The organism is Micromonospora sp. CA-248260 (assembly GCF_050942205.1).
GTDB classification, from domain to species: Bacteria; Actinomycetota; Actinomycetes; order Mycobacteriales; family Micromonosporaceae; genus Micromonospora; species Micromonospora antibiotica.
On sequence record NZ_CP192021.1, the window covers coordinates 1,650,504 to 1,663,005 of the forward strand.

Here is a 12,502-nt window from a genome sequence, read left to right on the forward strand (position 1 = left end):
CGGCGCAGCGTCGACCGGCCGGCTCACGCCGGCCCGTCGGTGCGGGTGGGGCAGCAGAGCCGCTCTGCTGCCCGGGTGGGGCGCGGGGTCAGCCGGGCGCGGGCAACGGCTGCCGGTCGGCGGCCCGGCCGGTGACCGCCGTGTGCACGAGCAGCGTCATCGCCGCCTGGGACGGGGAACCCGGCGCGGTGGTGGCGACGACCAGCACCTGGTCGTCCTCGGTCCGCAGGGTCTGCTGGGTGACGGCCAGCACGCCCACCACCGGGTGTCGCATCTCGTAGCCGGCGTGGCCGCCGGCCTTGACCCGGTGGTCGGCCCACGCGGCGGCGAACTCGGGGCTGCGTACCGCCAGCTCGCCGACCAGCGCGGCGAGCAACGGGTCCGCCGGGTGCTGCCCGGAGGTCGCCCGCAGGGTCGCCACCACGGCTCGTGCCTTGGCCGGCCAGTCGACGTACAGGTCACGGGTGTGCGCGTCGAGGAAGATCAGCCGCGCCATGTTCGGCCGCCGGTCCGGCCGGTCCACCGCCGCCGGCTCCAGGTGCCCGGCGAAGAGGGCGTGCCCGGCGACGTTCCAGGCCAGCACGTCGAGGCGACGGCCGAGCACCAGCACGGGTACGTCGCCGAGTGCGGCGACCAGTTGCCGCACGGTCGGATCGACCCGCTCCGGCGGCGGCCGGCGGGTGACCGGGCGGCGGCCACCGGCGGCCAGCCCGGACAGGTGGCGGCGTTCGGCGTCGTCGAGGCGCAGGGCCCGGCTGAGCGCGTCCAGCACCTCGGGGGAGGCGTTGGTGGCCAGGCCTTGCTCCAACCGGGCGTAGTAGGAGGCGCTGACCCCGGCCAGCAGGGCGAGCTCCTCCCGGCGCAGCCCCGGGACCCGTCGCCGTCCGCCGTAGGTGACCACCCCGGCTTCCTCGGGGCTTAGCCGGGAGCGGCGCGAGCGGAGAAACTCGCCGAGCTGTCCTGATGCCTGCATGACTCCCAGTATTGGCGGCGGCCACCCGGCCAACCACACCCTGTCAGGGGTAGCCAGGACGCCCGACTGCGTGACGGGATGGACACGGTCCGTCGATAAGTGTGGATCGGCTCATCCGGGCGGTACCCGTTTCCGTACCCCATCGCGGCGGGCGTACCCCGCGTCGGCCGGGAGGAGCATGACGGATGGACCGCAGACGGATGACAGCGATCGGCGTCGTGCTGGCGGCAGCGGGACTGACGGCGGCGGTCACCCTGCCGTCGTTCGCCGGGGACCAGGGCACGCCGAACGCCGGTGGGACCGGCCCGAAGGCCACCGGCGGGGTGGCTCCGGAGGTGGTGGACGCGCTCAGCCGTGACCTGCGGATCAGCCGGGACCAGGCGGTCCGGCGGTTGACCGCCGAGCAGCAGGCCACCGGGCGGTTGGCCCGGCTGCGGGCCGCCCTCGGCAACGACTACGGCGGGGCGTGGCTCAGCGACGACGGCTCCACCCTCAACGTGGCGGTCGCCGACCCGGCGCAGGCGCAGCGGGTCCGGGCCGCCGGTGCGGTGCCCAAGCCGGTGGACCGCGCGGTCACCGAGCTGGACGCGGCCAAGAGCCGGCTCGACTCGGTGGGTCGGCAGGCGTCCCCGGCGATCACCGGCTGGTACGTCGACGTCGCCACCAACTCCGTGGTGGTGCTCGCCCAGCCGGGTGCCGAGTCGCGGGCCCGCCGGTGGGCGGCGGGCAGCGGGGCCCCGGCCGGGGCGGTCCGGATCACCACCTCACGGGAGCAGCCGCGTCCACTGTTCGACCTGGTCGGCGGGGACCCGTTCTTCATCAACGACGTGGGCCGATGCTCGATCGGTTTCTCGGTGGTGGGCGGCTTCGTCACCGCCGGGCACTGTGGGCGGGTCGGCGACCGGACGACCGGCTTCAACCAGGCCCAGCAGGGCGTCTTCGCGGCGTCGTCGTTCCCCGGGGACGACTGGGCGGTCGTGCGCACGAACGGCCAGTGGACCCCGCAGGGGGTGGTGAACGACTTCAACGGCGGCGTGGTGCCGGTCAACGGTTCCACCGAGATGCCGGCCGGCGCGTCGATCTGCCGTTCCGGCTCCACCACGGGGGCCCGCTGCGGTGTCGTCCAGGCCCGCAACGCCACCGTGAACTATCCGGAGGGGACGGTCACCGGGCTGACCCGCACCGACGTGTGCGCCGAACCGGGTGACTCCGGCGGTTCGTGGATCTCCGGCGACCAGGCGCAGGGCGTCACCTCCGGCGGTTCCGGTGACTGCACCGTCGGCGGGGTCACCTTCTTCCAGCCGGTCAACGAGATCCTGGAGCGCAACAACCTGACCCTGGTGACCGCCGACGGCCGGCAGGACGCGCAGCCGCAGACCACCACCCGGATGCGGGCGCGGACCGCCGGGTCGGCGCGCTGACCGCACCACCCGCCGCGCCCCGCCCCCTGCCGCTGTCGACAGGCTGCGCCGGGGCCTCCGGTACCGCGACCCCGACCCCCACCGCCCGGTGGTCGGGGTCGCGCCGCGTCCGGGCCGCCCGGGGCGGCGGCACGGCGCTGGGCTGTTCGGGGGCTGGGCTGTTCGGCGCCGGGCGGGTCAGGGCAGGGCGGCGACGGCCCTGGCGTACGCGACGCCGGTGCTCACCGCCGCGTCGACCAGGATGCCGAGCTGCGTCGGGGCCACCCCGTGCGCCAGGTCGGTGGTGACGTCGCCGGCCAGCACCAGCTCACCGCCGGGCAACTCGTGCACGTACGCCTTCGGCAGCAGCCGGTCGTGGTTCCAGGCGTTGCAGAACTCGTACGCCTCGGCGAGCCGTCCCGCCGCCAGCCGCCGGGCCGCCACCACCCGGGCGTGCAGGATCTCCCCGTGCCCGCCCAACAGGCGGAACTGCACCACCGCCTCGTCCCAGCGACCCACCACCACGCCTGCGGCGTCCACCGCGTACACGTCGCCCCGGACGTCCAGCACGGCGGTGAGCTGCGTCAGGCTCAGCGGGGCGGGCTCCTCGGCCGAGGGCAGGAACGGTTCGTCGTCGGGCTCGTCGACGCCGTCCGGCTCGGGCAGGGGCACCGGGTCACCGGTCGGTCGTCCGGCCAGCCAGGCGGCGATCCGGCCGGCGTGGTGGCCGGTGCCGTTGCGGGCGTCGAAGCTGCCCGCCAACCGGGTCGCCTCGGCGGACAGGTCGGTGCCGAGGGCCGCCACGTCCAGCTCGGCGGCGGGCCGGTCGCCGTGGCCGGGACGGCGTACCCGTCGACCGTCCCGGCCGGCCTCGACGGCGAGCGCGCAGACCAGCGCTCCGGCGGCGGCGAACTCCATCGCCGACAGGTCGTCGTAGGGGTGGTCCAGCCGGGGCAGCTGCTCGGCGAGGATGTCCAGGGCCCGGTCCGGGTGCCCGGCCAACGCGCAGAACCGCAACTGCGCGGCCAGGTACGGCAACGCCGCCCGCTCCCGCCGGTGCCGCCGGTACGCCCGCAGGTGCGCCGTCGCGGCCCGTGCGGTCGCCCCGGTGCGCAGCCACGGCAGCAGCCCCACCGCGAGGGCCCGTTCCGGCTGGTCGGTGCAGTCGACCCCACCGTCGAGCGCGGGGCGCAGCGTGTCCAGTGCGGCCCGGTCGTCGCCCCAACCGGCGAGCAGGTCGGCGCGGCGTACCAGCAGGCAGCCGGGGCAACCGGCCTCCGGGTCCGCCTCGGCGGCCGTCCACCGCTCGTACCACTGGCGGGCGGTCGGCTCGTCGCCGCGGTGGTCGGCGAGCCGGCAGCGCAGCTGGGCGACCACACCCGCGTCCTCGCCGACCCGCCGGGCCAGCGCGTCGAGGAACGACTGCGCCTGGTCCAGCCCGATCCGGGGGGTGCCGATCGCCGCCTCCACCGCCTGCCGCAGGTGCCGCCGCAGCAGCTCCGCGTCGCCGGGCCGGCCGTCGAGCAGGTCGGGGGAGCCGTCGACGGCGGCCAGCAGGCGGCGTACCGGCTCGATGATCCGCCACCGCCCGCCGTGCCGCAGGTAGGCCGCCACCAGCGCGAACCGGGCGTCCAGGGCGGAGTGCGGGTCGCCGAGCGCGTCGGCGCGGGCGGCGATCCGGTCGAGTTCGGCCAACCGGGCCTCGCCGTCGGGCAGATCCGCGGCCCCGGCGAGCGCGGACGCCAGGGTGGGATCGCGGCGGGCGGGTGGCCGGTCCGCCCCGGGGCGGAACCCGGCGGTCATCCGGGCGTCCCCCCGGGCAGCAGGCCGACGGCGGCGGCGAGCCGGCAGCCGGCGGTGATGCCGCAGTCGAGCAACTGGTCGAGCTGGTGCGGGGTGACCCCCCGTTCCAGGTCGGTGACCACCTCACCGCAGACCTGGGCCCGGCCGTCGTCGCCGACGTGCACGAACGCCTTGGGCCAGAGCTGGTCGTGGTTCCACGTGTTGCAGAACGTGTAGAGCGCCGGCACGTGGTCGATGCCGAAGGTAGGTGCCGTCACGGTGCGGATCTGGAGCAGTTCGTCGAGGGTGCCCCGGCGCAGGAACCAGATCAGGCTGTCGTCCCAGCGGCCCACCAGCTCCCCGTCGTCGTCGGTGACCACGGCGTACCCCCGGTGGGCCAGCACGGCGGCGACCAGGTCGGCGGTCAGCGGACGCAGGGCCTGCGGGTGACCCGCCAGCGGGTCCGGACGGTCCGCGAAAGCAGGCGACGCCATCGGGCATCCCTTCTGAGGCGAATAACACGTCTGCGGGCGTGGTACGCGCTGCGACGCGCGGACACGACCCGGAAAAGCGGCGGTCTGCCGGGTAACGCCGTTACGGTGACTCTATGGCGGGCCGTACCTCTCAGGCGAGTCGGCGACGCGGCGCGTCGCCGCGCGGTACCACGAACAGTCGTGCCCGTCAGCCGGCGAAGAAGACCACCCGGGCGACGGCGCGACGGCGCCCGGCCCCCCGGCCCGCTCCGGCGGCCTACCTGGGTCGTGCCGTCGGGGCACTGTGGATGGGTCTGGCGCACGGGGTCGGGTGGGGGTTCCGGGCCGCCGGTCGGCAGGCGGCCTCGGCCCGGGAGCTGGACCCGGAGCACCGCCGTGACGGTGCCGGGCTGCTGCTGTTCGGCCTGGCCATCCTCAGCGCGGTGGCGATCTGGTTCTCCGGCGCAGGCCCGTTCGGTGCGCGCCTGGCCGACACCGTGCGCCTGTTCCTGGGCGCGATCGCGGTGGTGGTGCCGGTGCTGCTGATGATCGGCGCGTGGCGGCTGATGCGTACCCCGGTGGACCCGGAGCACCGGGGGCGTGGCCTGATCGGCTGGGGTTCCATGCTGGTCGCCACGGCGGCGATGCTGCACATCGGACAGAATCCGGTCGACCCGGTGCAGCGCGACTACGCCGGTGGCCTGGTCGGCGCCGGGGTCGGCGACCTGCTGGAGCGGGGGGTCACCGCGTGGGTGGCCATGCCGCTGCTGATCCTGCTGCTCGTCTTCGGCCTGCTGGTGGTCACCGCCACCCCGATCAACAAGATCCCGGAGCGGCTCGGTCTGCTCGCCGGCACGCTGGTCGCCCCGCCCGACGCCCCGGCGGAGGACGAGGAGCAGGAGGTGGCGGTCGCCCCGAAGCCGGCCCGCCGCCGGCCGGCCCGCAAGGCCGCCCCACCGCCGGTAGACCCGGACGACTTCGCCGACGTCGGCCCGGAGGTGGACCTCCAGGAGACGATCGTGCTGCCCCGCCGGCCGGCGAGCCGGGTGCCGGCCAGCCGCAAGCCGGTGGAGCCGCCGGAGCACTCCGCCCCGCCCACCCGGGCCGAGCAGCTCGCGCTGACCGGGCTGGCCGGCGACTATGTGCTGCCGCCGGCCAACATGCTCACCGGTGGCGCGGCCCCGAAGACCCGCAGCAAGGCCAACGACGAGGTGATCGCCGCGCTGACCGGCGTCTTCGACCAGTTCGGGGTGGACGCCGAGGTCACCGGCTTCACCCGGGGCCCGACCGTCACCCGTTACGAGGTCGAGCTGGGCCACGGGGTCAAGGTCGAGCGGATCACCCAGCTTTCCCGCAACATCGCGTACGCGGTGAAGTCGCCCGACGTGCGGATCCTCAGCCCCATCCCGGGCAAGAGCGCGGTCGGGGTGGAGATCCCCAACACCGACCCGGAGAACGTCGCCCTCGGTGACGTGCTGCGCTCCCGGGCCGCCACCAGCGACCACCACCCGATGGTGGTCGCCCTCGGCAAGGACATCGAGGGTGGCTTCGTGGTGGCCAACCTCGCGAAGATGCCGCACATCCTGATCGCGGGGGCCACCGGAGCCGGGAAATCCAGTTGTCTTAATACATTGTTGGTGTCCATTCTGACCCGGGCCACGCCGGACGAGGTGCGGCTGCTGCTGATCGACCCGAAGCGGGTCGAGATGACCGGGTACGAGGGCATCCCGCACCTGGTCACCCCGATCGTGACCAACCCCAAGAAGGCTGCCGACTCGCTGGAGTGGGTCGTCCGCGAGATGGACATGCGCTACGACGACCTGGCCGCCAACGGGGTCCGGCACGTCGACGACTTCAACCGCAAGGTACGCAACGGCGAGATCAAGGCCCCGCCGGGCAGCGAGCGGGAGATGCGGCCGTACCCGTACCTGCTGGTGATCGTGGACGAGCTGGCCGACCTGATGATGGTCGCCCCGCGCGACGTGGAGGACTCGGTCGTCCGGATCACCCAGCTGGCCCGCGCCGCCGGCATCCACCTGGTGCTGGCCACCCAGCGGCCGAGCGTCGACGTGGTGACCGGTCTGATCAAGGCGAACGTGCCGTCCCGGCTGGCGTTCGCCACCTCGTCGCTTGCCGACTCCCGGGTCATCCTCGACCAGCCGGGCGCGGAGAAGCTGCTCGGCCGGGGCGACGGGCTGTTCCTGCCGATGGGCGCGTCCAAGCCGGTCCGCATCCAGGGCGCCTGGGTGACCGAGCGCGAGATCGCCGACGTGGTGAAGTTCTGCAAGGACCAGCGGGAGCCGGAGTTCCGCTCCGACGTGCTGGCCCCGGCGCAGGAGAGCAAGAAGAAGATCGACGAGGACATCGGCGACGACCTGGACCTGCTGGTGCAGGCGGTCGAGCTGGTGGTGACCTCGCAGTTCGGCTCGACCTCGATGCTCCAGCGCAAGCTGCGGGTGGGCTTCGCCAAGGCGGGTCGGCTGATGGACCTGATGGAGACCCGGGGGGTGGTCGGCCCGTCCGAGGGCTCCAAGGCCCGCGACGTGCTGGTCAAGCCGGACGAGTTGGAAGAGGTCCTCGACGGCCTGCGCGGCGACGTGGACTGACCTGCGCGGGGCCGGTCGGTGCGACGGTCCCACCGGTCGGGTCCGCAACGGACCGTGACCGTGAGCGTGCGACGGTTCGTGGGCGTGGACGGACCGTCGCCGTGCGATGGACCGTGGACGTGCGACGGGCCCGCCGGGATGCCGGCGGGCCCGTTCGCGGGAAGGCGTCAGTCAGCTGTTCATCATGGCGCTGACGATCACCAGGCTGAGGATGATGGCCACCACGTTAGCGGCGGCGGCGTACCAGCCCAGCGGCTTGTCGCCGAGCACCGCACCGACGATGCCGAGCACCAGGCCGATGACACCGAAGATGACCGGGGCGATCAGCAACGCGACGACGGCGAAGACGAACGCCAGGATGGTGCAGATGCGGGCGGCGTTGGTACGCGGGCGGGCGGGTGCGTGGGTGTCGGCCATGACGTCCTCCGTGGTCGGGAACATGAGTGCTGTGGTGATCGATCACTACCCACACCGGACGGAAACTACGCACCCGGCGGCGATATCCCACCCGGCCCGCTGTGGTGCCGGCGCGGAAATTCCGGTCGATCCGGCCGGCCGGTGTGGCAGCATCACCCGGTGCCGGCATCCCGTCGTGACCTGTTGCGGTCGCAGTTCGATCTGACCTGGTCCCTGTTCGAGTACCACCTGGAGCGCCTGGAGGCGGCGGACCTGCTCTGGGAACCCGTGCCGTACTGCTGGACGATGCGCCCGGATGCCGACGGCGGATGGACGCCGGACTGGGCGGACGTCGAGCCCGACCCGGTCCCGGTCCCGACGATCGGGTGGATCACCTGGCACATCGGCTGGTGGTGGACGGTCGCTGCCGACCATGCGCGGGGGCGCAGGCCGCGGGAACGTGACGAGATCGGTTGGCCCGGTGACCGGGACCGGACGGTGGCGTGGCTGGGTGACCTCCGTACCGCATGGTTGGCGGTGTTCGACCAGCTCAGCGACGTCGACCTCGATGCGACCGCGTCGTTCCCGTGGCGGGACGACCCCGCGTACACCGTGGCCCACATGATTGCCTGGGTGAACGCCGAGCTGATGAAGAACGTCGCCGAGGTCGGCCAACTCCGGTTGTTGCGGCACGCGAGCCGGCCCTGACCCGTCGGCCGGTCCCGGGGAGCGGGCTCGGCAGCCGGGACCGGCCGTCCACCGGCAGCCGGCCCGGCCGCGGGCGTGGGGCGGCTCAGTGGAAGAGCTTGAGGCCGACCACGCCGGCCACCACCAGCAGCAGGCTGAGCAGTCGGGGCAGGCTCGTCGACTCGCCGAGGGCCACCATGCCGACCAGTGCGGTGCCGACGGCCCCGATGCCGACCCAGACCGCGTAGCCGGTGCCGACGGGGATGTCGCGCAGCGCGTACGCCAGGCCGGCCATGCTGGCGACCAGGGTGACCGCGAAGACGGCCGAGGGCAGTGGCCGGGTGAATCCGGCGCTGCGGTCGAGGGAGACCGCCCACGCGGTCTCCAGGAGTCCGGAGAGCACCAGCACGATCCAGGCCATCGGGCATCACCTCGGGGGTGCGGGTCCCGGACCGGCCGGGACGAGTCGGTTGGTCACGGGGCGTCTTGGCCTGACCGGGTACGCCCACGACTCGTCCGGGGTGGCTGCGGGCCGGTAGGAGCCGCGGCACCGACCTGCCCACGCGGCCACCACGACCGACGCTAGCACCGCCGGCCGGCGGGGTGGGGTGATCCTCCCCACCACACCTTGAGTTGAAGTCAGCTTGAGGTTGCAGCATGGGGAACATGACGCTGCTCTTCGACGACCGGCAGGTCGCCGCCACCCTGGACGCGCCGACCACCGTCGCGGCGATGCGGGACGCCCTGCTGGCCGCCCACGCCGGCCGGCTCGTCGCCCCACCCCGGGCGTCCGCACCGCTGGCCGGCGGGCGGATGGTGCTCACCGCCGGGCAGCTCACCGACGAGTGGTACGGCTTCCGCTCCTACGACACCCTCGGCCACCCGGCCGGCGAGCAGCTGGTGGTGCTGCACGACGCCCGGACGGGGGCGGTCCGGGCCATCGCCGTCGGCGCGGAACTCGGCTCCCGGCGTACCGGCGGGCTGGGCGCGGTGGCGGTCGACGCCCTGGCCCGCCCGGACGCCACCACCCTGGGCGTGATCGGCTCCGGCGGGCAGGCGTGGACGCAGGTGTGGGCGACCGCCGCCGTCCGGCCCCTGCGCGAGGTGACCGTGCACAGCCGCTCGGCGGCCCGCCGCGAGGCGTTCGCCGCCCGGGTCCGCGCCGAACTGGGGATCCCCGCCCGCGCCGTCGGCTCGGCCGCCGAGGCGGTCCGCGACCGGGACGTGGTGGTGCTCGCCACCACCAGCGTCACCCCGGTGCTGGCGGCCACCGACCTCGCCCCGGGCACCCACGTCAACACCGTCGGCTTCAAGCAGGTGCACCGGCACGAGTTCGGCACCGACCTGCTCGACGCCGCCGAGGTGCTGGTCACCGACTCGCCGGCCCAGGCGGCGGCGTACGACCCGCCGATGTTGACCGCCGTCGGGCCGTACCCGGGACGGTTGCGTGACCTGGGGGCGGTGCTGGCCGGGGCGGTCCCCGGCCGGACCGGCGCGGACCAGGTGTCGGTGTTCTGCTCCACCGGCCTGGCCGGCACCGAGGTCGCCCTGCTGGACCGGCTGGTCCGGGTGGGCGCGACGACGGTCTGACCGCCGGTGTGTCGTCTGCGGCGGGCGGGTGCACCATGATCGGATTGCAATTTTGGCGAGTGTTCCCGGCGTGTCGTGCGCATTTTCGTCATTTGATCAACGATGGGCCGGGCGGCGGGGTGAACCGGCCTACACCGCACGCCGCCGTCGGTCGGGCCCGCTCCCGCGCCCGGTACCCTCGGATGGTGTCTGCCACCCCCACGCCTGACAACGCCGGCCCGACGCCCCGCCGCGACCTGGCGCAGCCGTCCGCCGACGGCCGACGGGTCGCCCTGCTGACCCTGGGCTGCGCCCGCAACGAGGTCGACTCGGAGGAGCTGGCCGCCCGGCTGCACGCCGACGGCTGGCAGGTCACCACCGACGGCGAGGGCGCCGACGTGGTGGTCGTCAACACCTGCGGGTTCGTGGAGAAGGCCAAGCAGGACTCGATCCAGACCCTGCTCGCCGCCGCCGACACCGGGGCCAAGGTGGTCGCCGCCGGCTGCATGGCCGAGCGGTACGGCCGGGAGCTGGCCGACAGCCTCCCCGAGGCGCAGGCGGTGCTCAGCTTCGACGACTACCCGGACATCGCCGCCCGGCTCGACTCGGTGCTCGCCGGCGAGGCGATCGGCGCGCACACCCCCCGGGACCGGCGCGAACTGCTGCCGCTCACCCCGGTCGCCCGGCGGGAGTCGGCGGTGTCGCTGCCCGGCCACGGCACCCCCACCCGGGTCGCGCCGGAGACCGACGCGCATACCCCCGCGCACCTGCGGCAGGTGCTGCGCCGCCGGCTCGACACCGGCCCGGTGGCCTCGCTGAAGCTGGCCAGCGGCTGCGACCGACGGTGCGCGTTCTGCGCGATCCCCGCGTTCCGGGGCGCGTTCGTCTCGCGTACCCCCGACGAGCTGCTCGCCGAGGCGGAGTGGCTGGCCAAGACCGGCGTCCGTGAGCTGGTGCTGGTCAGCGAGAACTCGACGTCGTACGGCAAGGACCTGGGTGACCCGCGGGCGCTGGAGAAGCTGCTGCCGCAGCTCGCCGCGATCGACGGCATCGTCCGGGTGCGGGCCAGCTACCTCCAGCCCGCCGAGACCCGTCCCGGCCTGGTCGAGGCGATCGCCACCACCCCCGGCGTGGCCCCCTACTTCGACCTGTCGTTCCAGCACTCCAGCGAGCCGGTGCTGCGCCGGATGCGCCGGTTCGGCTCCACCGACCGGTTCCTGGAGCTGCTGGCCGGCGCCCGTGCCCTCGCCCCCGAGGCGGGTGCGCGGAGCAACTTCATCGTCGGGTTCCCCGGCGAGACCAAGCAGGACGTGGCCGAGCTGGTCCGGTTCCTGACCGACGCGCGGCTCGACGCGATCGGCGTGTTCGACTACAGCGACGAGGACGGCACCGAGGCCGCCGGGCTGCCCGGCAAGCTCTCCGCCGCCACCGTCAAGCGCCGCTACGACCGGCTGGCCGCGCTCGCCGACGAGCTGTGCTCGCAGCGGGCCGAGGAGCGGCTCGGCAGCACGGTCGAGGTGCTTGTCGACACCGTCGACGACGGCGTGGTGGAGGGGCGGGCGGCGCACCAGGCCCCCGAGGTCGACGGCTCGACCACCCTGGTCGCCCCGGTCGGTGGCGGCGTCGACCTGGCCGCGTTGCGCCCCGGTGACCTGGTGCGGGCCACGGTCACCGCGACCGAGGGCGTCGACCTGGTGGCCGTACCGGATGAGATGATCTCGGCGGCGCCCGGCGCGGAACGGTGACGGTGGGCCCGGACGGAGCGGGGGAGCCAGGTGGGGCGGTGCCAGGTGGGCCTCGACGGCCGGAGCGGGGCGCGGCGGTGACCGGGGCGGCGGAGTCCGCGCCGCCGGTGGCCCGGGTGCCGGTGCTCAACGCGGCCAACGGGCTGACCCTGCTGCGGTTGGTGCTGGTGCCCGTCTTCGCCGCGTCGGTGGTCGCCGCCGGGATGACCCACACCGGGTGGCGGATCGCCGCCTGCCTGATCTTCGCGTTCGCCTCGATGACCGACCTGGTGGACGGCTGGATCGCCCGCCGGTTCGGTCTGGTCACCTCGGTCGGCAAGGTGGCCGATCCGATCGCCGACAAGGCGCTCACCGGCGCGGCCCTGGTGCTGCTGTCCGTCTACGACCGGTTGCCCTGGTGGGTGACGGTGCTGATCCTCGTCCGTGAGTTGGGCATCACCGGGCTGCGGTTCTGGGTGATCCGGCACGGCGTGATCGCCGCCAGCCGGGGCGGCAAGCTCAAGACGGCGCTGCAGATCCTGGCCATCGCCTGGTACCTGTGGCCGATGCCGGCCGCCCTGGTCGCCGTCGGCCCCTGGATCATGGCCGCCGCCGTGCTGGTCACCGTGGTCACCGGCTTCGACTACGTCGCCCAGGCCCTGCGCCTGCGCCGTCCCCGCCCCTGACCGGGACTTCCCGGCCCCGCAGCCCGCACCGCGCAGCCCGCGCGTAGCCGGCGTCGATCCCGGGCGGCCCTCCGCGTCGGCTCCCGGCCCCGCGCCGCAATCCCGGGGCGGCGGGACGGCTGTCCCTGCCGCCCGGGACGCCCCGCCCAGCAGAGTCGGCACCGCACCGGCCTCAGTGGCCCGGTGCGGCGTCGGCCCGACCGGGT

General features: G+C 74.4%; 11 protein-coding genes and 1 riboswitch. Of the genes, 6 read left to right on the plus strand and 5 right to left on the minus strand.

What is annotated here, in order from left to right; genetic code table 11:
* Nucleotides 1-88: 88 nt before the first annotated feature.
* The gene (locus ACQP2H_RS07625) at nt 89-973 is read right to left on the minus strand and encodes a helix-turn-helix domain-containing protein (RefSeq protein ID WP_219468503.1); all 885 of its coding nucleotides are present in this window, start codon (nt 971-973) and stop codon (nt 89-91) included.
* A gap of 185 nt (nt 974-1,158) precedes the next feature.
* Between ACQP2H_RS07625 and ACQP2H_RS07630 the strand changes: the two genes are divergently transcribed.
* Nucleotides 1,159-2,394, plus strand: a complete 1,236-nt coding sequence (locus tag ACQP2H_RS07630) for a S1 family peptidase (protein WP_219468506.1) — start codon at nt 1,159-1,161, stop codon at nt 2,392-2,394.
* Between the two features lie 177 nt (nt 2,395-2,571).
* On the opposite strand, the gene ACQP2H_RS07635 is transcribed toward ACQP2H_RS07630, so the two are convergent.
* Together ACQP2H_RS07635 and ACQP2H_RS07640 are read right to left on the minus strand one after the other, a co-directional pair.
* Complete coding sequence (locus tag ACQP2H_RS07635) at nt 2,572-4,176, minus strand: YbjN domain-containing protein (RefSeq protein WP_433231812.1); 1,605 nt, start codon at nt 4,174-4,176, stop codon at nt 2,572-2,574.
* Nucleotides 4,173-4,649 carry a YbjN domain-containing protein gene (locus tag ACQP2H_RS07640; RefSeq protein WP_357534482.1) on the minus strand — a complete coding sequence of 159 codons (477 nt, stop codon included), beginning with the start codon at nt 4,647-4,649 and terminating at the stop codon, nt 4,173-4,175. Before ACQP2H_RS07640 ends, ACQP2H_RS07635 begins: the two co-directional genes overlap by 4 nt.
* A gap of 113 nt (nt 4,650-4,762) precedes the next feature.
* Between ACQP2H_RS07640 and ACQP2H_RS07645 the strand changes: the two genes are divergently transcribed.
* Nucleotides 4,763-7,234, plus strand: a complete 2,472-nt coding sequence (locus ACQP2H_RS07645; protein ID WP_433231815.1) for a DNA translocase FtsK 4TM domain-containing protein — start codon at nt 4,763-4,765, stop codon at nt 7,232-7,234.
* A 171-nt stretch (nt 7,235-7,405) separates the two neighbouring features.
* On the opposite strand, the gene ACQP2H_RS07650 is transcribed toward ACQP2H_RS07645, so the two are convergent.
* Entirely contained in the window at nt 7,406-7,651 is a 246-nt protein-coding gene (locus ACQP2H_RS07650) for a hypothetical protein (RefSeq protein WP_208569332.1), read from the minus strand.
* Between the two features lie 159 nt (nt 7,652-7,810).
* Here ACQP2H_RS07650 and ACQP2H_RS07655 point away from each other — a divergent pair, with 159 nt between their 5' ends.
* Entirely contained in the window at nt 7,811-8,338 is a 528-nt protein-coding gene (locus tag ACQP2H_RS07655) for a DinB family protein (protein WP_219468516.1), read from the plus strand.
* An 85-nt stretch (nt 8,339-8,423) separates the two neighbouring features.
* On the opposite strand, the gene ACQP2H_RS07660 is transcribed toward ACQP2H_RS07655, so the two are convergent.
* Entirely contained in the window at nt 8,424-8,738 is a 315-nt protein-coding gene (locus ACQP2H_RS07660; RefSeq protein ID WP_219468518.1) for a DMT family transporter, read from the minus strand.
* 54 nt (nt 8,739-8,792) lie between these two features.
* Nucleotides 8,793-8,856: riboswitch (guanidine-III (ykkC-III) riboswitch) on the minus strand.
* Between the two features lie 127 nt (nt 8,857-8,983).
* Here ACQP2H_RS07660 and ACQP2H_RS07665 point away from each other — a divergent pair.
* The 3 genes from ACQP2H_RS07665 to pgsA all read left to right on the plus strand — a co-directional run bounded on the left by ACQP2H_RS07665 (nt 8,984) and on the right by pgsA (nt 12,296).
* Nucleotides 8,984-9,907, plus strand: coding sequence for an ornithine cyclodeaminase family protein (locus ACQP2H_RS07665; protein ID WP_363820472.1), 924 nt, complete (start codon nt 8,984-8,986; stop codon nt 9,905-9,907).
* Between the two features lie 182 nt (nt 9,908-10,089).
* Nucleotides 10,090-11,631 (plus strand): 30S ribosomal protein S12 methylthiotransferase RimO, encoded by a 1,542-nt coding sequence (gene rimO, locus ACQP2H_RS07670; protein WP_255597929.1) that lies wholly within the window; start codon nt 10,090-10,092, stop codon nt 11,629-11,631.
* A gap of 77 nt (nt 11,632-11,708) precedes the next feature.
* Entirely contained in the window at nt 11,709-12,296 is a 588-nt protein-coding gene (pgsA, locus tag ACQP2H_RS07675; RefSeq protein WP_219470779.1) for a CDP-diacylglycerol--glycerol-3-phosphate 3-phosphatidyltransferase, read from the plus strand.
* Nucleotides 12,297-12,502: the final 206 nt, after the last annotated feature.

Excerpts from the sequence above, each read along its gene's own strand:
- ACQP2H_RS07645 (WP_433231815.1), top strand. The coding sequence starts at position 4,763 with ATGGCGGGCCGTACCTCTCAGGCGAGTCGGCGACGCGGCGCGTCGCCG.
- ACQP2H_RS07640 (WP_357534482.1), bottom strand. The coding sequence starts at position 4,649 with ATGGCGTCGCCTGCTTTCGCGGACCGTCCGGACCCGCTGGCGGGTCAC.
- ACQP2H_RS07650 (WP_208569332.1), bottom strand. The coding sequence starts at position 7,651 with ATGGCCGACACCCACGCACCCGCCCGCCCGCGTACCAACGCCGCCCGC.
- ACQP2H_RS07630 (WP_219468506.1), top strand. The coding sequence starts at position 1,159 with ATGGACCGCAGACGGATGACAGCGATCGGCGTCGTGCTGGCGGCAGCG.
- ACQP2H_RS07660 (WP_219468518.1), bottom strand. The coding sequence starts at position 8,738 with ATGGCCTGGATCGTGCTGGTGCTCTCCGGACTCCTGGAGACCGCGTGG.
- ACQP2H_RS07635 (WP_433231812.1), bottom strand. The coding sequence starts at position 4,176 with ATGACCGCCGGGTTCCGCCCCGGGGCGGACCGGCCACCCGCCCGCCGC.
- ACQP2H_RS07665 (WP_363820472.1), top strand. The coding sequence starts at position 8,984 with ATGACGCTGCTCTTCGACGACCGGCAGGTCGCCGCCACCCTGGACGCG.
- ACQP2H_RS07625 (WP_219468503.1), bottom strand. The coding sequence starts at position 973 with ATGCAGGCATCAGGACAGCTCGGCGAGTTTCTCCGCTCGCGCCGCTCC.
- rimO (WP_255597929.1), top strand. The coding sequence starts at position 10,090 with ATGGTGTCTGCCACCCCCACGCCTGACAACGCCGGCCCGACGCCCCGC.